The 19,959-nt window shown below is 60.6% G+C and carries 20 protein-coding genes; 11 read left to right on the forward strand and 9 right to left on the reverse strand.

Translation table 11 applies throughout. The features are described from left to right. Positions 1 to 74: 74 nt before the first annotated feature. The gene (locus NH234_RS21155) at positions 75 to 2,396 is read left to right on the forward strand and encodes a response regulator (protein WP_085730594.1); all 2,322 of its coding nucleotides are present in this window, start codon (positions 75 to 77) and stop codon (positions 2,394 to 2,396) included. Here the strand turns inward: NH234_RS21155 and NH234_RS21160 are convergent. The 3 genes from NH234_RS21160 to msrB form a co-directional block, all read right to left on the reverse strand. Next, complete coding sequence (locus tag NH234_RS21160; RefSeq protein ID WP_367254211.1) at positions 2,380 to 2,841, reverse strand: MarR family winged helix-turn-helix transcriptional regulator; 462 nt, start codon at positions 2,839 to 2,841, stop codon at positions 2,380 to 2,382. The genes NH234_RS21155 and NH234_RS21160 overlap by 17 nt on opposite strands. Further along, the gene (locus NH234_RS21165; protein WP_085730592.1) at positions 2,838 to 3,323 is read right to left on the reverse strand and encodes a glutathione peroxidase; all 486 of its coding nucleotides are present in this window, start codon (positions 3,321 to 3,323) and stop codon (positions 2,838 to 2,840) included. Before NH234_RS21165 ends, NH234_RS21160 begins: the two co-directional genes overlap by 4 nt. A 101-nt stretch (positions 3,324 to 3,424) precedes the next feature. After that, entirely contained in the window at positions 3,425 to 3,820 is a 396-nt protein-coding gene (gene msrB / locus NH234_RS21170; protein WP_085730678.1) for a peptide-methionine (R)-S-oxide reductase MsrB, read from the reverse strand. A gap of 225 nt (positions 3,821 to 4,045) precedes the next feature. Here msrB and NH234_RS21175 point away from each other — a divergent pair, with 225 nt between their 5' ends. Together NH234_RS21175 and htpX are read left to right on the forward strand one after the other, a co-directional pair. Beyond that, complete coding sequence (locus NH234_RS21175; protein ID WP_085710751.1) at positions 4,046 to 5,257, forward strand: pyridoxal phosphate-dependent aminotransferase; 1,212 nt, start codon at positions 4,046 to 4,048, stop codon at positions 5,255 to 5,257. A 304-nt stretch (positions 5,258 to 5,561) separates the two neighbouring features. Continuing rightward, positions 5,562 to 6,449, forward strand: coding sequence for a protease HtpX (htpX, locus tag NH234_RS21180; protein ID WP_085730591.1), 888 nt, complete (start codon positions 5,562 to 5,564; stop codon positions 6,447 to 6,449). A gap of 54 nt (positions 6,450 to 6,503) precedes the next feature. Here the strand turns inward: htpX and NH234_RS21185 are convergent, their stop codons facing one another. After that, positions 6,504 to 7,160, reverse strand: a complete 657-nt coding sequence (locus NH234_RS21185) for a thiopurine S-methyltransferase (RefSeq protein WP_367254214.1) — start codon at positions 7,158 to 7,160, stop codon at positions 6,504 to 6,506. A 102-nt stretch (positions 7,161 to 7,262) separates the two neighbouring features. Between NH234_RS21185 and NH234_RS21190 the strand changes: the two genes are divergently transcribed. After that, a complete protein-coding gene (locus NH234_RS21190) occupies positions 7,263 to 8,030 on the forward strand; it encodes a class III extradiol ring-cleavage dioxygenase (protein ID WP_367254216.1) in 768 nt (255 codons plus the stop codon). Positions 8,031 to 8,122: 92 nt separating this feature from the next. On the opposite strand, the gene NH234_RS21195 is transcribed toward NH234_RS21190, so the two are convergent. Next, the gene (locus NH234_RS21195; protein ID WP_007955707.1) at positions 8,123 to 9,796 is read right to left on the reverse strand and encodes a DEAD/DEAH box helicase; all 1,674 of its coding nucleotides are present in this window, start codon (positions 9,794 to 9,796) and stop codon (positions 8,123 to 8,125) included. A 422-nt stretch (positions 9,797 to 10,218) separates the two neighbouring features. Here NH234_RS21195 and NH234_RS21200 point away from each other — a divergent pair, with 422 nt between their 5' ends. Further along, entirely contained in the window at positions 10,219 to 11,010 is a 792-nt protein-coding gene (locus NH234_RS21200) for a crotonase/enoyl-CoA hydratase family protein (protein WP_085730588.1), read from the forward strand. Positions 11,011 to 11,013: 3 nt separating this feature from the next. Here the strand turns inward: NH234_RS21200 and NH234_RS21205 are convergent, their stop codons facing one another. Then, on the reverse strand, positions 11,014 to 11,769 hold the full coding sequence (locus NH234_RS21205) for a spermidine synthase (RefSeq protein WP_085730587.1): 756 nt from the start codon (positions 11,767 to 11,769) through the stop codon (positions 11,014 to 11,016). Between the two features lie 150 nt (positions 11,770 to 11,919). Here NH234_RS21205 and NH234_RS21210 point away from each other — a divergent pair, with 150 nt between their 5' ends. After that, complete coding sequence (locus NH234_RS21210) at positions 11,920 to 13,266, forward strand: class II 3-deoxy-7-phosphoheptulonate synthase (protein WP_367254219.1); 1,347 nt, start codon at positions 11,920 to 11,922, stop codon at positions 13,264 to 13,266. Positions 13,267 to 13,363: 97 nt separating this feature from the next. Here NH234_RS21210 and NH234_RS21215 read toward each other — a convergent pair whose 3' ends face one another. Continuing rightward, positions 13,364 to 14,590: a winged helix-turn-helix domain-containing protein gene (locus NH234_RS21215; protein ID WP_367254221.1), complete on the reverse strand. Its 1,227-nt coding sequence runs from the start codon at positions 14,588 to 14,590 to the stop codon at positions 13,364 to 13,366. A gap of 64 nt (positions 14,591 to 14,654) precedes the next feature. Continuing rightward, a complete protein-coding gene (locus NH234_RS21220) occupies positions 14,655 to 14,870 on the reverse strand; it encodes a DUF1127 domain-containing protein (RefSeq protein ID WP_085607148.1) in 216 nt (71 codons plus the stop codon). Positions 14,871 to 14,967: 97 nt separating this feature from the next. On the opposite strand from NH234_RS21220, the gene NH234_RS21225 reads away from it, so the two are divergent. Then, complete coding sequence (locus NH234_RS21225; RefSeq protein WP_170929765.1) at positions 14,968 to 15,822, forward strand: LysR substrate-binding domain-containing protein; 855 nt, start codon at positions 14,968 to 14,970, stop codon at positions 15,820 to 15,822. On the opposite strand, the gene NH234_RS21230 is transcribed toward NH234_RS21225, so the two are convergent. After that, the gene (locus tag NH234_RS21230; protein WP_367254223.1) at positions 15,812 to 16,561 is read right to left on the reverse strand and encodes a sulfite exporter TauE/SafE family protein; all 750 of its coding nucleotides are present in this window, start codon (positions 16,559 to 16,561) and stop codon (positions 15,812 to 15,814) included. The two genes, NH234_RS21225 and NH234_RS21230, sit on opposite strands and share 11 nt — an antisense overlap. A 112-nt stretch (positions 16,562 to 16,673) precedes the next feature. Between NH234_RS21230 and NH234_RS21235 the strand changes: the two genes are divergently transcribed. The 4 genes from NH234_RS21235 to NH234_RS21250 all read left to right on the forward strand — a co-directional run bounded on the left by NH234_RS21235 (position 16,674) and on the right by NH234_RS21250 (position 19,917). Further along, entirely contained in the window at positions 16,674 to 17,630 is a 957-nt protein-coding gene (locus NH234_RS21235) for a LysR family transcriptional regulator (protein WP_227233148.1), read from the forward strand. 84 nt (positions 17,631 to 17,714) lie between these two features. Next, entirely contained in the window at positions 17,715 to 18,179 is a 465-nt protein-coding gene (locus NH234_RS21240; protein ID WP_085683430.1) for a MarR family winged helix-turn-helix transcriptional regulator, read from the forward strand. Positions 18,180 to 18,450: 271 nt separating this feature from the next. Beyond that, a complete protein-coding gene (locus tag NH234_RS21245; protein WP_034155242.1) occupies positions 18,451 to 18,870 on the forward strand; it encodes an organic hydroperoxide resistance protein in 420 nt (139 codons plus the stop codon). A gap of 33 nt (positions 18,871 to 18,903) precedes the next feature. Continuing rightward, complete coding sequence (locus tag NH234_RS21250; RefSeq protein ID WP_367254226.1) at positions 18,904 to 19,917, forward strand: alpha/beta hydrolase; 1,014 nt, start codon at positions 18,904 to 18,906, stop codon at positions 19,915 to 19,917. The last annotated feature ends 42 nt before the right edge of the window (positions 19,918 to 19,959 follow it).

Genomic DNA, 19,959 nt, shown 5'->3' on the forward strand with positions numbered 1-19,959 from the left:
TCGGGAACCACGGCATCCATACATGATCGACTATGCTTGAGCAGCGAAGGGAAACGGAAGTGGTTCAACACCCCATGGATATCAAATTCACCCACCGGCTGTCGTACAAACAGGCCCGGCTTACCGTGCTGGTCGGGTTCATTCTGGGCACGCTGCTCAGCCTGCTGCAAATCGGCATCGATTATGCCAGTGAAGACGCGTCCATCAACCGTGAAATCCTGTCTTTGCTGGAAATCAGCCATAACCCGGCCTCGCGTATCGCCTATAACATCGATGCCGAGCTGGCCCAGGAACTCACGCTGGGCCTGCTGCGCTCGCCGGCCATCATTTCCGCACAACTGACCGACAACAATCAGACGGTACTGGCCAGCGTGAAGCGCCCGGAGCTGCAAAGCGGCTATCGGTTGATCAGCGACTTCCTGTTCGGCGCCAAACGCGAGTTCGAAGATCGGCTCTATCTCGACCACTTGCCCAACGAATCCCTCGGTACCCTGAGCCTGGAAGTCGACACCTATGCCTTCGGCAGCCGCTTCCTGCGTCGGGCCGAAGTCACGCTGCTCAATGGTTTTGCCCGCAGCCTGATTCTGACCGGCATCCTGCTGGCACTGTTCTACGTGATGCTGACCAAGCCGCTGGTGCGGGTGATCCGTGAACTCAGCGGGCGCGATCCGCGCAGTGCCGAACCGACCACTCTTGAATGTCCGAGTGGCCACGCCAACGACGAGATCGGCGTGCTGGTGAAGGTCGCCAACCAGCAGTTCGAGAACATCGCCACGGAAATCCAGCAACGGCGCACCGCGGAAAACCGCCTCACCGACTACCTCGCCCAACTCGAAGATATCGTGTCGGCGCGCACCGCCGAACTCAAAGCGATCAACGCCCGCCTCAGCCAGTCCAACGAAGAACTGGAGGTCGCTCGCAGCACTGCACTGGACATGGCCGAAGCGCGCTCAGCGTTCCTTGCCAACATGAGCCACGAGATCCGCACCCCGCTCAACGGCCTGCTGGGCATGATCGCGCTGTCCCTCGACGGCCCGCTCAATGGCGAACAACAGCAACAACTGTCCATTGCCCACGACTCGGGCAAAGTGCTGGTGGAGTTGCTCAACGATATTCTCGACCTGTCGAAATTCGATGCCGGGCAACTGGAGCTGGAACAGATCCCGTTCGACCTCGGCTCGCTGATCGAAGACACCGCCAACCTGCTTTCGCAGAATGCGGCACCGAGTGTCGAGCTGACGTGCCTGATCGATCCGCACTTTCCGGCGCTGGTGCTCGGCGACCCGACACGGGTCAGGCAGATCGTCAGTAACCTGCTGTCCAACGCCCTGAAGTTCACCCGTTTTGGTCGGGTCGATGTGCGTTTGTCGACCTGGAAGGATGGCGTGCGCATCGAGGTATGCGATACCGGCATCGGCATTGCCCAGGAGGCCCAGGTCAAGATTTTCCAGCCGTTCACGCAGGCCGGGGCCGGTATTACCCGCCAGTACGGCGGCACCGGACTGGGCCTGGCGCTGACCTACAACCTGTGCGAAGCCATGGAGGGGCGACTGACGATCAGCTCCGAAGTCGGTTTCGGCAGCCAGTTCTGTGCCGAACTGCCACTGCCCTGCCACACCCGCGCGGTCATTCCGGCACAACTGCATGGCAGCGTGCTTGCCATCACCACGGCGGCCAGCGGCCTGTCAGAGCTGCTGAGCAGTCTGTTGCCGGTCTGGGGCCTGTCGTACGAACAGCGCACGATTGAAGCGTCACTGCTCGGCCCGTCACCGGACATCATCATCACGGATTGCCCCGAATGCCTGTTCGGCCTGCGGCCGACCATGACCGCACCGATTCTGCTGGTGACGGCTTACGGCAGTTTTCTGCCGGGCGAAGAAGCCGCCGCCCTCGCCCCGCTGCAACAGCAGGCTCGCCCCCTGGCTCGCAATGCGCTGTATCAGAATCTGCGCAGAACCCTGCAACCGGACATCACCACCATCGACCGCGGGCGGCTTGAAAGCGTGCCGTCACAGCGTCGCGGGCGAGTGTTGCTGGTGGAAGACAACCCGGTCAACCAACTGGTGGCCAAGGGCATGCTGGGTAAACTCGGTTGCGAAGTGGTGGTGGCGGCCCATGGCGCAGAAGCGCTGGATCAACTGGAATACCACGAGTTCGATCTGGTGCTGATGGACTGCAACATGCCGGTGATGGATGGCTACGAAGCGAGCCGGCAAATCCGTCAGAGCGGCCGCTGGCCGCACCTGCCGATCGTGGCGTTGACGGCCAACGCCATGTCTGAAGAACGCGAACGCTGCCGGGCTGCTGGTATGAGTGACTATCTGGCCAAACCATTTCGTCGCGAAGAACTGGCCGCACTGCTGGATCAGTGGATACCGACTACGACAACGCTTTGATTTGCCCCAGCAGATGGTCAAGCCCGGTGCGCAGTTCGTTGAGCCGATCCATGTCCACGCCGCTGTCGCACAGCAACCGGTCCTTCAATGGCCCGACTTGCTCGCGCAGCGCCTGCCCCTGAGGCGTGAGGCTCAGGTGAACCTCACGCTCGTCCCGCGCCGAACGTTGGCGCTGCACCAGTTGCAGTTGCTCCAGACGCTTGAGCAGTGGCGTCAGCGTCCCGGAATCCAGCGCCAGACGCTCACCCAACGCCTTGACGGTCGGTTGTTCAGGCGCCGCTTCCTGCCATTCCCACAACACCAGCATCGCCAGGTATTGCGGGTAGGTCAGGCCAAGCTGATCGAGCATCGGCTTGTAGGCACGAATCACTGCCCGGGACGCGGCGTACAGCTTGAAGCACAACTGACTGTCGAGCTTCAGCGCATCGGCTGACAGTTCGTTCATTTGAGCAGGGCTTCGATCTCACGGCTCAAATCCTGCGGCTTGGTGGCCGGGGCGAAGCGCTTGACCAACTGGCCGTCCTTGCCGATCAGGAATTTGGTGAAGTTCCACTTGATGCCCTGGGAACCCAGTACCCCCGGCGCACGCTTCTTCAACTGCACGAACAGCGGATGCGCACCGTTACCGTTTACTTCAATCTTCTTGAACAGCGGGAAGCTGACGCCGTAGTTGAGCTCACAGAACTCGCTGATCGCACCCTCGTTGCCGGGCTCCTGCTTGCCGAACTGGTTGCACGGAAAGCCCAGCACCACCAGCCCCTGATCCTTGTAGGTCTGCCAGAGCTCTTCAAGACCCTTGTATTGCGGGGTGAAGCCGCACTTGCTGGCAGTGTTGACCACCAGCACCGCTTTGCCGGCGAAATCGGCCAGGGTCTTCTGCTCACCCTTGATGGTGGTGCACGGGATGGTCAGCAGGTTATCGCTCATGGTGCGCACTCTGGAAAGTTGAGAAGCTGTAAAAATAGCGAGCAATTGAATTGTGTGCAATTTAATTATCCGAAAGGCGATCCGTGGATCGCCCGCATCGGCTATTCGCGCGGCACCAGGTCCAGGCACACCGAGTTGATGCAGTAACGCAGGCCGGTCGGCGGCGGGCCATCGGGGAATACGTGGCCGAGGTGAGCGTCGCAGCGGGCGCATTTCACTTCGGTGCGGATCATGCCGTGACTGGTGTCGCGGATTTCGGTCATGGCGCTCTCGCCGATCGGCGCGTAGAAGCTAGGCCAGCCGCAACCGGAGTCGAATTTGGTCTTGGAATCGAATAGCGGCTCGTTGCAGCAGACGCAGTGATAGACACCGTCGGTCTTGGTGGCGTTGTATTTACCCGAGAACGGTCGCTCGGTGGCACTGAGACGACACACGTTGTATTGCTCAGGGTCGAGCATCGCGCGCCATTCCTCCAGGGTCTTTTCTATCTTTTCCATCATCACACCTCAGCGGCTGAAAAAGCCCGATCTGTACCTTTTCCACGGATCGGGCGGCACGTATGATTGCGCCTCGTCACACGCCAGTCTGGCAGCGGGATCCTGCGCATTCAAACGGATTGTTGGAAACCGCCGCTCAAGACGCTTGCCTGTGTGAAGACGCAGGATTCCCAGCACGGTTGTCCATTCGCCGCCTGGATCGTTCATTTTCGGGATCACATCGCCATGCAGTTCAGCAAATCGAACAAGCTCGCCAACGTCTGCTACGACATTCGCGGCCCAGTGCTCAAGCACGCCAAACGCCTGGAAGAGGAAGGCCATCGCATCCTCAAGCTGAACATCGGCAACCCGGCGCCCTTTGGTTTCGAAGCGCCGGACGAAATTCTCCAGGATGTGATCCGTAACCTGCCGACCGCCCAGGGCTACAGCGACTCCAAAGGCCTGTTCAGCGCCCGCAAGGCCGTGATGCAGTACTACCAGCAAAAGCAGGTAGAAGGTGTCGGCATCGAAGACATCTACCTGGGCAACGGTGTCTCCGAGCTGATCGTGATGTCGTTGCAGGCACTCCTTAACAATGGCGACGAAGTGCTGGTGCCGGCGCCGGACTATCCGCTGTGGACCGCTGCGGTGAGCCTGGCCGGCGGTAACGCGGTGCACTACCTGTGCGACGAAGGCGCCGACTGGTTCCCGGATCTGGCGGACATGAAGGCCAAGATCACCCCGAACACCAAAGCCATGGTGATCATCAACCCGAACAACCCGACCGGCGCGGTGTATTCGAAGGAAGTGTTGCTGGGCATGCTGGAACTGGCCCGCCAGCACAACCTGGTGGTGTTCTCCGACGAGATCTACGACAAGATCCTTTACGACGACGCCGTGCACATCTGCACCGCTTCGCTCGCGCCGGACCTGCTGTGCCTGACCTTCAACGGTCTGTCGAAGTCGTATCGCGTGGCGGGTTTCCGTTCCGGCTGGATCGCCATTTCCGGGCCGAAACACAACGCCCACAGCTACATCGAAGGCATCGACATGCTGGCCAACATGCGCCTGTGTGCCAACGTGCCGAGCCAGCACGCGATCCAGACCGCCCTCGGCGGCTACCAGAGCATCAACGACCTGGTGTTGCCGCAAGGTCGCCTGCTGGAACAGCGCAACCGCACTTGGGAGTTGCTCAACGACATTCCCGGTGTGAGCTGCGTGAAGCCGATGGGTGCCCTGTATGCATTCCCGAAGATCGACCCGAAGATCTGCCCGATCCACAACGACGAGAAATTCGTCCTTGACCTGCTGCTGTCCGAGAAGTTGCTGGTGGTTCAGGGTACGGCCTTCAACTGGCCGTGGCCGGATCACTTCCGCGTCGTGACCTTGCCTCGTGTCGATGACCTGGACATGGCCATCGGACGTATCGGCAACTTCCTCAAGTCCTACCGTCAGTAACCACCCACCAGTGCGCAACGACCTTTTCGTTGCGCACTGTCTGATTCAGCAACACTTCTGCCCAGCCCCCTTCCGTACGCCTTCTACACTGTCGACTCGTACCGATCACACGTGCCTGACGCAACGGTCGTGGGTAGCGGACGACTGTCATCCATGTCGTCTCCGGGGGTAGGAATTGTCCCGCACACCGGAGAATCCGATGTAGGACACAGTTTGAAATAGTCACTCGGTTGAATCGCCCGGTGCCGCACCTTATATACCCCGCAGTACGCTACATCTTTAGCTTGAGGAGATTTCTACAACCATGATGCGCATCCTGCTGTTTTTGGCCACTAACCTGGCGGTCGTGCTGATAGCCAGCATCACCCTGAGCCTGTTCGGCTTCAACGGGTTCATGGCGGCCAACGGGGTTGACCTCAACCTCAGTCAGCTGCTGGTTTTCTGTGCGGTCTTTGGTTTCGCCGGTTCGCTGTTCTCGCTGTTCATCTCCAAATGGATGGCGAAGATGAGCACCAGTACGCAAATCATCACTCAACCGCGCACCCGCCACGAACAATGGCTGCTGCAAACCGTCGAGCAACTGTCCCGCGAAGCCGGGATCAAGATGCCCGAAGTCGGGATTTTCCCGGCCTACGAAGCGAACGCCTTCGCCACCGGCTGGAACAAGAACGACGCGCTGGTCGCCGTGAGTCAGGGCTTGCTCGAGCGGTTCAAGGAAGACGAAGTGAGGGCCGTTCTGGCCCACGAGATCGGCCACGTGGCCAACGGTGACATGGTCACCCTGGCACTGATCCAGGGCGTGGTGAACACCTTCGTGATGTTCTTCGCGCGGATCATCGGAAACTTCGTGGACAAGGTGATCTTCAAGAACGAGGAAGGCCAGGGCATCGCGTACTACATCGCGACCATCTTCGCCGAACTGGTTCTGGGCATTCTGGCCAGCGCAATCGTGATGTGGTTCTCGCGCAAACGGGAATTCCGTGCCGACGACGCCGGCGCTCGCCTGGCCGGTACCGGCGCGATGATCAACGCCCTGCAACGCCTGCGTGCTGAACAGGGCCTGCCGGTGCACATGCCCGACACCCTGAACGCATTTGGTATCAACGGTGGCATCAAACAAGGGTTCGCACGCATGTTCATGAGCCACCCGCCGCTGGAAGAGCGTATTGACGCCCTGCGTCGTCGCGGCTGATCATCCCGGCTGAAAACGAAAGGCCCGCAGTGATGCGGGCCTTTTTTGTGCCTGTTACCGACCAGTCAACCGGTACACCCGCTCTTCCAGGCGCATCACTCCTGCCTCCAGGAACTTCCCGCTTTCGCTCAATACGTCCTGTTCTTCCAGCGCCTGTACCTGCCAGTCGCCACCAAACAGCCGCTGCACCTCGGCATCTTCCACCGCAAACGGCGGCCCGGGCATTCGCGCCTGATCATAATCCAGCGTGATCAGCAAACCGCGTATGCCTGCCGGCAAGATATTCTGCAAGTGCGTCGCGTAGCGCTCACGCATCGGTGGCGGCAAGGCAATCAGCGCCGCACGGTCATACAGAGCCGTGCAATCAGCCACATCGCTCGCGGACAAGGCGAAGAAGTCCCCGCACCACAACTCGATCGCCCCGGCCCGATAAACCTTGAAGCCGCCCTCTTCGCTGAGCTGCGGCTGCAATTGCTGCTCACGGAAGAAATCCTCGACAGCCCTCTGCGACAGTTCGACGCCGAGAACCCGATTCCCACACCCAGCCAGCCACAACAGATCCAGGCTTTTCCCGCACAACGGCACCAGCACACGCGCCTGCGCCGGGATGCTCAGATCGGGCCAATGCCGCTGTAAATACGGGTTCACCTCGGGCTGGTGAAAGCCGATCTGATTCGATTCCCACTTCTTGTGCCAAAACTCCGGCTGCATGGTTCCTCCTAAGAATTCGATCAAAAAGCGTTAAAACTTATATTGGAATTAGATCAATGAACTGACTGAAGATGAACCATCTTAACGCTCAGGAACCCTTCCATGTTTCCCAGCCTGTTTATCTCTCACGGCTCACCCATGCTCACACTGGAACCCGGCGCCAGTGGCCCGGCCCTGGCGCGCCTGGCCGCCGAACTGCCACGCCCGAAAGCCATCGTCATCGTTTCCGCCCACTGGGAAAGCCATGAGCTGCTGGTCAGCAGCCATCCGCAACCGGAAACCTGGCACGATTTCGGCGGTTTCCCCCGTGCATTGTTTGAAGTGCAGTACCCGGCACCGGGCAATCCGCAATTGGCGCAAGAGGTCGCCGAACTGCTGATCGTCAACAACCTGCCCGCGCGTCTCGACTCGCAACGACCGTTCGACCATGGGGTGTGGGTACCGCTGTCGCTGATGTATCCGCAAGCCGATATCCCGGTAGTTCAGGTGTCCCTGCCCAGCCGTAGCGGCCCGATGTTGCAGACCCGGGTCGGCCAGGCGCTGGCCAGTCTGCGCAGCCAGGGCATTCTGTTGATCGGTTCCGGCAGCATCACCCACAACCTGCGTGAACTGGACTGGCATGCCGGCCCGGAAAGTGTCGAGCCGTGGGCCCGGGAATTCCGCGACTGGATAGTCGACAAGCTCGCCGCCAACGATGAAGTCGCCCTGCACGATTACCGCCAGCAAGCGCCTAACGCCGTGCGCAGCCATCCGAGCGACGAGCATCTGTTGCCACTGTACTTCGCCCGCGGCGCCGGCGGTGATTTCAGCATTGCGCACCAAGGGTTCACCATGGGCGCGCTGGGCATGGACATCTACCGTTTCGGCTGAGGCGCTCATTTCCCAGCTCAAATCGCAGGCAAAAAAAATCCCCGAACCAGTCGGGGATTTTTTTATGTTCGATCAATCAGCCCAAGGGCGGATCAATCTTCGCGGTAGCGACGCAGCTTCAACTGCTTACCGGCAACGCGAGTGTCCTTCAGCTTGGTCAGGAGCTTGTCCAGACCATCTTCCGGCAGCTCGACGAGGCTGAAGCTGTCACGCACCTGGATGCGACCGATGGCTTCACGTGCCAGACCACCTTCGTTGAGGATGGCGCCCAGCAGGTTTTTCGCCGCGATACCGTCACGCGCGCCCAGCGCGGTACGGCAACGAGCACGGCCTTCGCCCAGCGGCATCGGAGCACGACGCTCGCGATCACCACGGTCCGGACGATCACCGGAACGCTCAGGACGGTCGCCACGTGGAGCGCTGTTCGGCACCAGTGGACGTTCCTTCTCGATCGCTGCCAGGTTCAGCGCCTGACCATTGGTGGCCTTGCGCAGCAGAGCGGCAGCCAGGGCACGCGGGGTGCAACCGATGTCGGCGGTCAGGCGATCCAGCAGATCACCGTGAGTCGATTCGGCGTCAGCCACCAGCGGCGACAGGCTGTTGGTCAGTTTCTTGATGCGGGCATCGAGAACGGCCTGGGCGTCCGGCAGACGTACTTCGGCAACTTTCTGACCGGTTACACGCTCGATCACTTGCAGCATGCGACGCTCACGAGGCGTCACCAGCAGCAGCGCGCGGCCTTCGCGACCGGCACGGCCGGTACGGCCGATACGGTGCACGTAGGATTCCGGATCGTACGGCATGTCCACGTTGAACACGTGGGTGATGCGCGGAACGTCCAGACCACGGGCGGCAACGTCGGTCGCCACAACGATGTCCAGACGGCCATCCTTGAGCGAGTCGATCACGCGCTCACGCTGGTTCTGGGCGATGTCACCGTTCAACGCCGCGGCTTTGTAGCCTTTGGCGTCGAGAGCACTGGCCAGATCCAGGGTCGCTTGCTTGGTGCGCACGAACATGATCAGAGCGTCGAAATCTTCCACTTCCAGCAAGCTGAGAACGGCAGAGGTCTTCTGGTCAGCGTGAACCAACAGGTGAGCCTGTTCGATCGCGGTAACGGTCTGAGTCTTGCTCTGGATCTTCACGTGCTTTGGATCGCGCAGGTGACGCTCGGCGATGGCACGGATCGATTGCGGCAGGGTCGCCGAGAACAATACGGTCTGACGGGTTTCCGGCATGGCCTTGAAGATGACTTCGAGGTCGTCCATGAAGCCCAGCTTGAGCATTTCGTCTGCTTCGTCGAGAACCAGGTGGTTCACGGTCTGCAGCACTTTTTCGTCGCGACGCAGGTGGTCGCACAGACGGCCCGGAGTGGCGACAACGATCTGTGCGCCATTACGGATTGCTTTCAATTGTGGGCCCATCGGCGCGCCGCCGTAGACAGCCACAACAGTTACGCCCGGCATTTGCTTGGCGTAGGTTTCGAAAGCGGTTGCAACTTGTAGCGCCAACTCACGAGTTGGGGCCAGGATCAGAGCTTGCGGCTCGCGCTTGGACGGATCAATGCGGTGCAGGATAGGCAGGGCAAAGGCAGCGGTTTTACCGGTACCGGTTTGCGCCTGACCAATCATATCGTGACCGGCGAGGATGATCGGGATCGACTGCTGCTGAATGGCCGAAGGCTCTTCATAGCCGGTAGCGACTACTGCAGCGACAATATTGGGATGAAGTTCAAGAGCGGCGAAGCCGCCGATTTCCTGGGTCATGGGTCTGCCTCTAAGTGCATCCGCAAAGACCCATGCTCCAAAGCTGCACATGCCGTGTTGAGACTCAAGAGTCGCCCTGGCAGCTTTGTCGGCGGGGATTTGCGAAAACGAATGAATGAAAAAGAATCGTCAAGGAAGAGCCCGCAGTGCGGACGTGCAGCCGAAGCTGACTTCGGGGAATTGCGCTACCTAAACGCGGCCCGGTTAAAGGCCGGCGCGCACTATACCGGAATTTGCCCAAAAAGGGAGCTTTTTTTATCGGTGAAATACAGTTGTCACCGCTGTGTAACGGGGTTTTGCGGATAATCGGGCAAAGGTCTATTTTTCAAAGACCCCGGCCCTGCGGGCGATGGCGCTTAAACGATTCACCGATGTGCGGCATCTGGTCGCTGCACCCTTTCTTTCCGTCCGAGGAAACACCCATGAATCAGCCCTGCCCCGGCCGCGTCAGCCGTGCGCGCCACGGTCACGTCCATTTGATTGGTCTGGACCGTGCAGCCAAGCGCAATGCTTTCGATCTGGATCTGCTCAATGACCTGGCCCTGGCCTACGGTGAATTCGAGGCCGACAGCGATGCGCGGGTGGCTGTGGTGTTCGGGCATGGTGAGCACTTCACCGCCGGGCTCGATCTGGTGAATGCCAGTTCCGCCCTGGCCCAAGGCTGGCAGGTGCCATCCGGCGGTTGCGATCCGTGGGGAGTGTTCGTCGGGCCACGGGTCAGCAAACCGGTGATCGTTGCCGCGCAGGGTTATTGCCTGACCATCGGCATCGAGCTGATGCTCGCCGCCGACATCAACCTGTGCGCCAGCAATACCCGGTTCGCCCAGATGGAAGTACAGCGCGGGATCTTTCCGTTCGGCGGTGCGACGTTGCGCTTTCACCAGGTCGCTGGCTGGGGCAATGCCATGCGCTGGCTGCTGACCGGCGACGAATTTGATGCCCATGATGCGTTGCGCCTGGGTCTGGTGCAGGAAGTCATGGCCAGCGAAGACTTGCTGCCGCGCGCCATCGAACTGGCCGAACGGATTGCCCGACAGGCGCCGCTGGGGGTGCAGGCGACGCTGATGTCGGCGCGTCAGGCGCGCTATGAGGGCGAGACCGCCGCGGCGCAGAGCTTGCCGCCGCTGGTGAAGAAATTGCTGGCAACCGAGGATGCCAAAGAAGGTGTGCGTTCGCTGGTGGAGCGCAGACCGGGGGTCTTCAAGGGCATTTGAGGCTCAGGTTGCCGGGCGAATTGCCTTGATCAACGACGCCAGCGAATAACCCAGCTTCGGCGCAAGCGCTTCAGCTCGCGCGGTGAGCGCCTGCATGTCCAGCACCTGATCGAGATCCGCCGGCACGATCAGAATCACGTTGCCCTCCTTCACCGGCAGTTCCCAGTAATGCCGGTGATAGAGCCCGCGCAACAGCGCCGCCCCCAGAGGTTTTCCGTCATCGGTGGCCCACTGGTTGATCACCAGCCAGCCACCGGGATTCAGACGTTTCTGACAGTCACCGAGGAAATTCCACGCAAGGTGCGCGGCGCCCGGGCCGACATCGGTGTAGAGGTCGACGAAGATCAGATCCGCGGGTTCGGCCGTCGGCAACAGTTCGATTGCATCACCAACGCGGATGTACAGACGCGGATCGTCATCCAGCCCGAGGTATTCGATAGCCAGACGCGGCACGTCCGGGCGCAGCTCGATAGCTTCGACATCTTCCAGCGGCAGGAACTTGAGGCAGGCCTGGGTCAGCGTCCCCGCGCCCAGCCCGAGAAACAACGCGCTCTCCGGTTGCTCATGGCAAAGCGCGCCAATCAGCATTGCCCGGGTGTAGTCGTACTCCAGCCAGCTCGGGTCGGCGGTAAACACGCAGCTTTGCTCGATCGCATCGCCGAACTCCAGAAAGCGGTAGTCGGCCACTTCCAGCACGCGAATCACGCCGAACTCATCCTGTACCTCGGCGAGCAACAGCTCGACGCGCTCCTCAGTCATTTCATCTCCTGGTGGTCACCGGGCGCGGTGACGCGATGGCACCGCTGTGGCGCCGTGGCAAAGCGGCGATTGTCGGCGAAGCGGCGGGAGCAGGTCACGCACTAATTGCTGCTAACATGGCCGTCCGTGCGTAGAACCTTAGAGACCGTGATGAACCAACCCTGGAGCCCTGACAGCTGGCGCGCCTTGCCGATCCAGCAACAACCCCAATACCCCGACGCCGCGCACCTGCGCCAGGTCGAGCAGACGCTGGCCAGCTATCCGCCGCTGGTGTTTGCCGGCGAAGCGCGCGAGTTGCGTCGTCAGTTTGCCGAAGTCACCCAGGGCCGGGCGTTCCTGTTGCAGGGCGGCGACTGCGCGGAAAGCTTTGCCGAGTTTTCCGCCGCCAAGATCCGCGACACCTTTAAAGTGCTGCTGCAAATGGCGATCGTCATGACCTTCGCCGCCGGTTGCCCGGTGGTGAAAGTCGGGCGCATGGCCGGCCAGTTCGCCAAGCCGCGCTCGGCCAACGACGAGACTATCGACGGCGTGACCCTGCCGGCCTACCGGGGCGACATCGTCAACGGCATCGGTTTCGACTCGGCCAGCCGCGTACCGGATCCGGAGCGCCTGCTGCAGTCCTATCACCAGTCCACCGCGACCCTCAACCTGTTGCGCGCCTTCGCCCAGGGCGGTTTTGCCGACCTGCATCAGGTACACAAGTGGAACCTCGATTTCATCGCCAACTCGGCGTTGGCCGAGAAGTACAGCCACCTCGCCGACCGCATCGATGAAACCCTGGCGTTCATGCGTGCCTGCGGCATGGACAGCTCGCCGCAACTGCGCGAGACCAGTTTCTTCACGGCCCACGAAGCGCTGCTGCTGAACTACGAAGAAGCCTTCGTACGCCGCGACAGCCTGACCAACGACTACTACGATTGCTCGGCGCACATGCTGTGGATCGGCGACCGCACCCGTCAGCTCGACGGCGCCCACGTCGAGTTCCTGCGCGGGGTGAACAACCCGATCGGTGTAAAAGTCGGCCCGAGCATGAACCCCGACGACCTGATCCGCCTGATCGATGTGCTCAACCCGGACAACGATCCGGGCCGCCTCAACCTGATTGCGCGGATGGGTGCGAACAAGGTCGGCGATCACCTGCCAGCGCTGATCCGCGCGGTGCAGCGCGAAGGCAAGCAGGTGCTGTGGAGTTCCGACCCGATGCACGGCAACACCATCAAGGCCAGCAGCGGCTACAAGACCCGCGACTTCGCGCAGATCCTTGGTGAGGTGAAACAGTTCTTCCAGGTTCATGAAGCGGAGGGCAGCTACGCCGGCGGCATCCACATCGAGATGACCGGGCAGAACGTCACCGAGTGCATCGGTGGCGCGCGGCCAATCACTGAAGATGGATTGTCGGATCGCTATCACACCCATTGCGACCCGCGGATGAATGCCGATCAGTCGTTGGAACTGGCGTTTCTGATTGCCGAGACGCTGAAGCAAGTTCGCCGTTAAACCGCATCGCCCCTATCGCCAGCAGGCTAGCTCCCACTTAATTTTGTGTACGACACAGATTCAATGTGGGAGCCAGCCTGCTGGCGATGAGGCCAGTTCAATCAGCGCCGATCTGAACCATAGCCATCCGGAGCCGACCCGCACTTTCGCGCTGACAATTAAGCTGCACCTGCTCAAGTCCCAGCCAATCTGCCATCCGCCGCAGATTCAGCGCCAAGGCCAGCATCCCCGCCTCGTCCAGTCCCGTTTCCTCCTCGTGTACGGCATGCACCGTCAACCGCCCCGCCGCCCGCTCGGCGCGCAGATCGACCCGCGCAGCAATCCGTTCGTTGTGCAGGAACGGCAGCACGTAATAGCCGTAAACACGTTTATCCGGCGGCGTGTAAATCTCCAGCCGATAGCGGAAATCGAACAGCCGCTCGGTGCGACTGCGCTCCCATATCAATGAGTCAAACGGCGACAGCAATGCGCTGGCCTCGACTTTTCGCGGGATTTTCGGCTCGGGCAGGCAGTAGGCAATCTGGCGCCAGCCAGCAACTTCGCAGGTCAGAAGTTGCCCGTCTTCCACCATCTCCGCCAGACGCGGGCGGGCATCGGAAGGGTTCAGGCGGAAGTAATCGCGCAGGTCTTTTTCCGTGCCGACACCCAGCGTCTGCGCTGCATGCAATAGCAAACCGCGCTGCGCCTCGGCCTCATCGGGCAACGGCTGTTGCAGCACAGAAGCCGGAATCACCCGCTCCGGCAAGTCATACAGCCGCTCGAACCCACGGCGCCCGGCCACGGTGACTTCGCCAGCGGCAAACAGCCATTCCAGCGCATGTTTTTCCGCGCTCCAGTCCCACCACGGTCCAGCCTTTTCCTGGCGGGTCGACAGACTGCCGGCGCCCAATGCGCCTTGCTCCTCGACCGACGCCAGCACCCGGCGAATGGTGTCCTGTTGCTCGCGGCCGAAACGCGCCAGTTGCTGATAGATGTCTTCACCACGCCTGGCCCGCTGCATTCGCCAGCCCATCAACGGGTACATCGACAGCGGCAGCAACGACGCTTCATGACCCCAGTATTCGAACAGCGAACGACGTCGCCCCGAACTCCAGGCAGCCTGGTCGAGCAAGTCAGCAGAATAAGAACCGAGACGGGAAAACAGCGGCAGGTAGTGCGAGCGCACCACGGCGTTGACGGAGTCGATCTGCAACAGGCCGAGGCGTTCGATCAGCCGGTTGACGTGCAGAGCTTTGACAGCCGGCGGCTGGCGCCCGTGAAACCCTTGGGCAGCCAGTGCCAGACGTCGAGCCTGTTTAAGGGAAAAGGACAAAGTCGCGGGCATGTGTACCTCCATGGCTGCTCGCAACCTACCTCACTGCAATATGGTTTGTGTAGCGGTGGCCTCATCATTTATGCATCGGATCGTCCCAGAACGGCCGAATCGCTTCATGCTCGACATCGGCACGGCTGACCCCGATATCCTTCAAAGCCTCGTCGCTCAGACTGGCGAGCAGCTCGCGTTCACGGTGAAGTTCGTACCAGCGGCTAAACTTGTGCAGCAGATCGGAAATCAGATGGACCGGCACTCTTTCATCGCTCACATACAGTTTTTGACCTTTCATCGTGTTGCCCTCCTTTAGGGATGGCTCAAGTCTCGCGCTGGGGCTACGATCAATCCAACGAATGTTTCTGATGGCAAGCATCACGGAGATTCATCAATTGTCGGCGTACCCCAGTATCGATACCGATGTCCTGCGCACCTTTGTCGCAATTGCCGATCAGGGAGGTTTTACCCGCGCCGGCGAAATGGTCAACCGCACTCAGTCGGCGGTGAGCATGCAGATGAAGCGTCTGGAAGAGGACGTGTTGCAGCGCCAGTTGTTCGAGCGCGACGGACGTCAGGTGCGCCTCACTGCCGAGGGCCAAGTGTTGCTCGGCTACGCACGGCGCATCCTGAAACTGCACAGCGAAGTCTTCAACACACTGCGCGAACCGCACATGGTTGGTACGGTGCGAATCGGTACGCCGGACGACTATGTGATGCGGTTTCTGCCGGGGATCCTGTCGCGTTTCGCCCAGTTCTATCCGCTGATCCAGATTGAAGTGCACTGCGAGTCGACCAAACAGTTGCTGCAACGCACGGATCTGGATCTGTCGATCGTCACCCGCGAGCCAGGTAATGAGATTGGCCAGTTGCTGCGCAAGGAGCGCTTTGTCTGGGCCGAGGCGCAGAATTTCAGCGCCCACGAGCAGACGCCGTTGCCGCTGGCGATGTTCAACAGTGATTGTTTCTGTCGCCTGTGGGCCTGCAACGCGCTGGACGCGATGGGCCGCGAATACCGGATTGCCTACAACAGCACCAGCCTGTCGGCGTTGATGGCGGTGGTGAGCGCGGGTCTGGCGATCACCGCGCAGCTGGAAAGCCTGATCACCCCGGACCTGCGGATTCTCGGGGCCGCCGAGAATCTGCCACTGTTGCCCGAGGCCAGCATCATGCTGATCCGCAACCTCAACAATCCCTCGCCGATCACCGAATGCCTGGCCGAGCACATCGTCGAAGGCTTTAAACTTTAAAGGCGAGCATCACCGCACACAGCACCAGGAACCCGCAGAACAGCCCGCGCAGGAGTTTTTCCGGCATTGCGTGGGCCACTTTCACGCCCCAACTGATGCTGGCCAGCCCGCCAACGGCCAGCGGCAGGCCGATCATCCAGTCCACTTCGTGATGCACCGCGTACGTCACCAGCGTCACGCCGGTGCTCGGCAACGCCAATGCCAGCGACAACCCCTGAGCGACCACCTGAGTGGTACCGAAAAGGCTGGTCAACACCGGCGTCGCCACCACCGCCCCGCCGACGCCGAACAAGCCGCCCATGGCGCCCGACGCTGCGCCGAGCACGCCCAGCCATGGCCACGAATAACGCATCTCGGAAGTTGCTGCCTGACGCGCGCCAAACATGCGCACCAGGTTGTAGGCCGACAACGCTACAAGGAACGCGACAAAGCCGATGCGCATGGTTTGTGCGTCGATGCCCACGGCCCAGATTGAGCCGATCCACGCAAAGCAGAATCCCATCACTGCCAGCGGCAATGCATGGCGGAGTTCGATGCGGTTACGCTGGTGATAACGCCACAGCGCCAGCATCACATTCGGCACCACCATCACCAGCGCCGTGCCTTGGGCGATTTGCTGATCAAGCCCGAACCACACGCCCAGCAGCGGAATGGCAATCAAGCCACCGCCGATGCCGAATATCCCGCCCAAAGTGCCGAGGGCGGCGCCAAATACCAGGTACAGCATAAAATCGATCACAGCGGCATTCCTCATACGTCAGTCAGCGCATCGTACGCAGTCGGTGCTGGCACGGAAACGCATAGCAACGCACAATGGCTTTGCCAAATTCGCATAGGCGCTGAGCTGATCGATGAATCCCAATCAATTGACCGAACAACTTGGACTGTTCCTCGATGTGCTGGAGAGCGGCAGCTTTTCTGCTGCTTCACGGCGACATCCGCTGACGCCCTCGGCCGTTGCCCGGCGCATCGACAGTCTGGAAAGCGCTGTCGGCAGCCAGTTGTTTATCCGCAGTACTCATGCGGTGCGCGCCACGCCGGCCGGTCTTGCGTTTGCCGAACGGGCACGGCGCATCGTGGCGGAGTTGCAACTGGCCCGGGCTGAAGCGGTGTCTCTGAGCAGCGCGCCGGAAGGCTTGATTCGGGTGGATGCGCCGGCGGCATTCGGGCGTCGGCATTTGGCCCCGGTGATTGCCGATTTTCTGGTGCTGTATCCGGGACTCGACGTGCAACTGCACCTGATAGACAGCTTCGTCGACATGGACGGATCGAACCTGGGCAAGGTCGATCTGGTGCTGCGTGCCGGACAGATGGCTGACACTCGCCTGGTGGCCACACCATTGGCGAGCATCGTGCGCATTGCCTGCGCCAGCCCCGACTACCTGAAGCGTCGAGGCGTGCCGGGCGAGCCCGCGCAATTGAGCGAGCATGACGGCCTCGATTGGGACGGCCTCGCCCCACCTTTCGCCTGGCGTTTCGAGCAGGACGGACAGATGCAATTGCACCGCCCGGCACGGGTGCGCATGAGCGCCAACAACGCCGAGGCTTTGGTCTGCGGCGCACTGGCGGGGCTTGGGATTGCGCATCTGCCGACCTGGCTGGCCAGCGAATACCTGTTGCGTGGCGAGTTGCTGCCGCTGTTTTGTGAAAATGGCCTGCCAACACCGGAAAGCGCCGGCATTTACGCGCTGCGGCTGCAACAGCAGGCCAGCTCCCGCAGCCGCCTGTTGCTGGAATACCTCAAGACCCGGTTCAGCCCAGTGCCGCCGTGGGATCTGGCCCTGCAACGAGAGTTGGGCCGGCACTGACCGATTTCGCCACCGGGCACAATTGTCTGGCGCATTAAAGATTCGAGCGCTAGATTCATCGGTATCACCGTTCAAGGCACCGACATGACCAACGACCGCGACACCTCCGATCACTGCGAAGACCTGCTGCTCGACAATCAGGCCTGCTTCGCCCTGCATTCCACTTCGCTGATGATGACCAAGGTCTACAAGCCACTGCTGCAAGCGCTTGGGCTGACCTATCCGCAATACTTGGCGATGATGGTTTTGTGGGAGAAGGATGGTTTGACTGTCGGAGAAATCAGTACGCGCCTGCTGACCGATCCGGGCTCGCTGACCCCGCTGCTCAAGCGTCTGGAGGGTGAAGGTTTGCTGAGCCGTACGCGAAGCCGTGAGGATGAGCGGGTAGTGATTGTTGAACTGACTGCCCAGGGACGCGCCTTGAAAGACAAGGCCCGAACCGTTCCACAATGCATCCTCGGTGCCAGTGGCTTCACGCTGGAGCGTCTGCAAAACCTGCAAGCCGAGTTGCAGGCCTTACGGGGTCATTTGCAGGACAGCCTCGCTTAAGACCTTCCCTTCCCTACGGGCGCAGCCTTGCGCCTGTAGGCGAATCGCCCCTTCCCGGCTTACCCACGAAAAAATTTTTCCTCTCGTTTACGTTAAAAAAATCCTATATATCAAAAACTTGAGATCACAACTCCACCTGATCCAAGTGCCAATTGCCGATCTTTTCAAAAATTTATCTTGCGCGCTAAATATTCGCGCAGTACATTTACTTCGCACCTAGTTAGCGCGCAAACAATTAGCGCAACAAACCACACTTAATGAGGCTCACACCATGCAAACTCTCTACACCGCAATCGCAACCTCCACTGGCGGCCGTGACGGTCGTGCGATCTCCAGCGACAACATTCTCGACGTCAAACTGGCCACCCCGAAAGAACTCGGCGGTGCCGGTGGCGCAGCTACCAACCCTGAGCAACTGTTCGCTGCCGGCTACTCGGCCTGCTTCATCGGCGCGCTGAAATTCGTCGCCAGCCAGACCAAACGCAAAATCCCGGACGACGCCTCGATCACCGCTCACGTCGGTATCGGCCAGATTCCTGGCGGTTTCGGTCTGGACATCGACCTGCACATCAGCCTTCCAGGCCTGGAACAGGCTGACGCGCAAAGTCTGGTCGACGCGGCTCACCAGGTTTGCCCGTACTCCAACGCCACCCGTGGCAATGTCGATGTACGCCTGCACGTCACCGTGTAATCACTGACACCCAGGCCCGAACAGGAAATGAACATGAACACTTTCAGCAAAGTCTTGACCGGTACTCTTCTCGCTCTGTCCATCCACAGCGCATTTGCCGGGGAGGTTGAACACAACACCCAGGCGTTCCTCGATGTGCTGAACGCCGGCACCGGCAAACCGATGGAACAGATGACGCCCAAAGACGCCCGCGCCGTACTGACGGGCGCGCAGTCCGGGGTCAAACTGACGCTGCCCAAAGCCGATGTCAGCGAGAAGACCATCCAGGTCGATGGCCAACCGTTGAGCCTGACCATCGTCCGTCCGGCCGGGGCCAAGGGCGAGTTGCCGGTGTTCATGTTCTTCCACGGCGGTGGCTGGGTGCTGGGAGATTTCCCGACCCACGAACGTCTGGTGCGGGATCTGGTGGTCGGCTCAGGGGCAGCGGCGGTATTCGTCAACTACACCCCTTCGCCGGAAGCGCATTACCCGGTGGCGATCAACCAGGCTTACGCGGCAACCAAGTGGGTGGCCGAACACGGCAAAGAGATCAACGTCGACGGCAAGCGTCTGGCGGTGGCGGGCAACAGTGTCGGCGGCAACATGGCGGCAGTCGTCGCCTTGATGGCCAAAGACAAAGGCACGCCGGCAATCAAGCTCCAGGTGTTGCTGTGGCCGGTGACCGATGCCAATTTCGACACTGGTTCGTATAACCAATATGCCGAGGGGCACTTCCTCACCCGCAACATGATGAAGTGGTTCTGGGACAACTACACCACCGACGCCAACCAGCGTAACGAGATCTACGCCTCGCCGCTGCGGGCCACGACTGCACAATTGAAAGGTCTGCCGCCTGCACTGGTGCAGACCGCCGGGGCCGACGTGCTGCGTGACGAAGGTGAAGCCTACGCCCGAAAACTCGACGAAGCCGGGGTGCCGGTGACTTCAGCGCGCTACAACGGCATGATCCACGACTACGGTTTGCTCAACGTGGTCAGCCAGGTACCGGCGGTGCGCTCGGCGATGCTGCAAGCTTCGGAAGAACTGAAACAGCATCTGAAGAAGTAATTTTCATCAGATACAAAAAAGCCCGACTCAATGGTCGGGCTT

Source organism: Pseudomonas sp. stari2 (assembly GCF_040760005.1).
Classification (GTDB): Bacteria; Pseudomonadota; Gammaproteobacteria; order Pseudomonadales; family Pseudomonadaceae; genus Aquipseudomonas.

Bases quoted from the DNA above. Each gene is read 5' to 3' on its own strand.
- NH234_RS21155 (WP_085730594.1), top strand. From the start codon at position 75: ATGGATATCAAATTCACCCACCGGCTGTCGTACAAACAGGCCCGGCTT.
- msrB (WP_085730678.1), bottom strand. From the start codon at position 3,820: ATGGAAAAGATAGAAAAGACCCTGGAGGAATGGCGCGCGATGCTCGAC.
- NH234_RS21175 (WP_085710751.1), top strand. From the start codon at position 4,046: ATGCAGTTCAGCAAATCGAACAAGCTCGCCAACGTCTGCTACGACATT.
- NH234_RS21185 (WP_367254214.1), bottom strand. From the start codon at position 7,160: ATGCAGCCGGAGTTTTGGCACAAGAAGTGGGAATCGAATCAGATCGGC.
- NH234_RS21215 (WP_367254221.1), bottom strand. From the start codon at position 14,590: ATGCCCGCGACTTTGTCCTTTTCCCTTAAACAGGCTCGACGTCTGGCA.
- NH234_RS21240 (WP_085683430.1), top strand. From the start codon at position 17,715: ATGACCAACGACCGCGACACCTCCGATCACTGCGAAGACCTGCTGCTC.
- NH234_RS21165 (WP_085730592.1), bottom strand. From the start codon at position 3,323: ATGAGCGATAACCTGCTGACCATCCCGTGCACCACCATCAAGGGTGAG.
- NH234_RS21195 (WP_007955707.1), bottom strand. From the start codon at position 9,796: ATGACCCAGGAAATCGGCGGCTTCGCCGCTCTTGAACTTCATCCCAAT.
- NH234_RS21205 (WP_085730587.1), bottom strand. From the start codon at position 11,769: ATGACTGAGGAGCGCGTCGAGCTGTTGCTCGCCGAGGTACAGGATGAG.
- NH234_RS21220 (WP_085607148.1), bottom strand. From the start codon at position 14,870: ATGAAAGGTCAAAAACTGTATGTGAGCGATGAAAGAGTGCCGGTCCAT.
- NH234_RS21250 (WP_367254226.1), top strand. From the start codon at position 18,904: ATGAACACTTTCAGCAAAGTCTTGACCGGTACTCTTCTCGCTCTGTCC.
- NH234_RS21210 (WP_367254219.1), top strand. From the start codon at position 11,920: ATGAACCAACCCTGGAGCCCTGACAGCTGGCGCGCCTTGCCGATCCAG.
- NH234_RS21200 (WP_085730588.1), top strand. From the start codon at position 10,219: ATGAATCAGCCCTGCCCCGGCCGCGTCAGCCGTGCGCGCCACGGTCAC.
- NH234_RS21160 (WP_367254211.1), bottom strand. From the start codon at position 2,841: ATGAACGAACTGTCAGCCGATGCGCTGAAGCTCGACAGTCAGTTGTGC.
- NH234_RS21190 (WP_367254216.1), top strand. From the start codon at position 7,263: ATGTTTCCCAGCCTGTTTATCTCTCACGGCTCACCCATGCTCACACTG.
- NH234_RS21245 (WP_034155242.1), top strand. From the start codon at position 18,451: ATGCAAACTCTCTACACCGCAATCGCAACCTCCACTGGCGGCCGTGAC.
- htpX (WP_085730591.1), top strand. From the start codon at position 5,562: ATGATGCGCATCCTGCTGTTTTTGGCCACTAACCTGGCGGTCGTGCTG.
- NH234_RS21235 (WP_227233148.1), top strand. From the start codon at position 16,674: ATGAATCCCAATCAATTGACCGAACAACTTGGACTGTTCCTCGATGTG.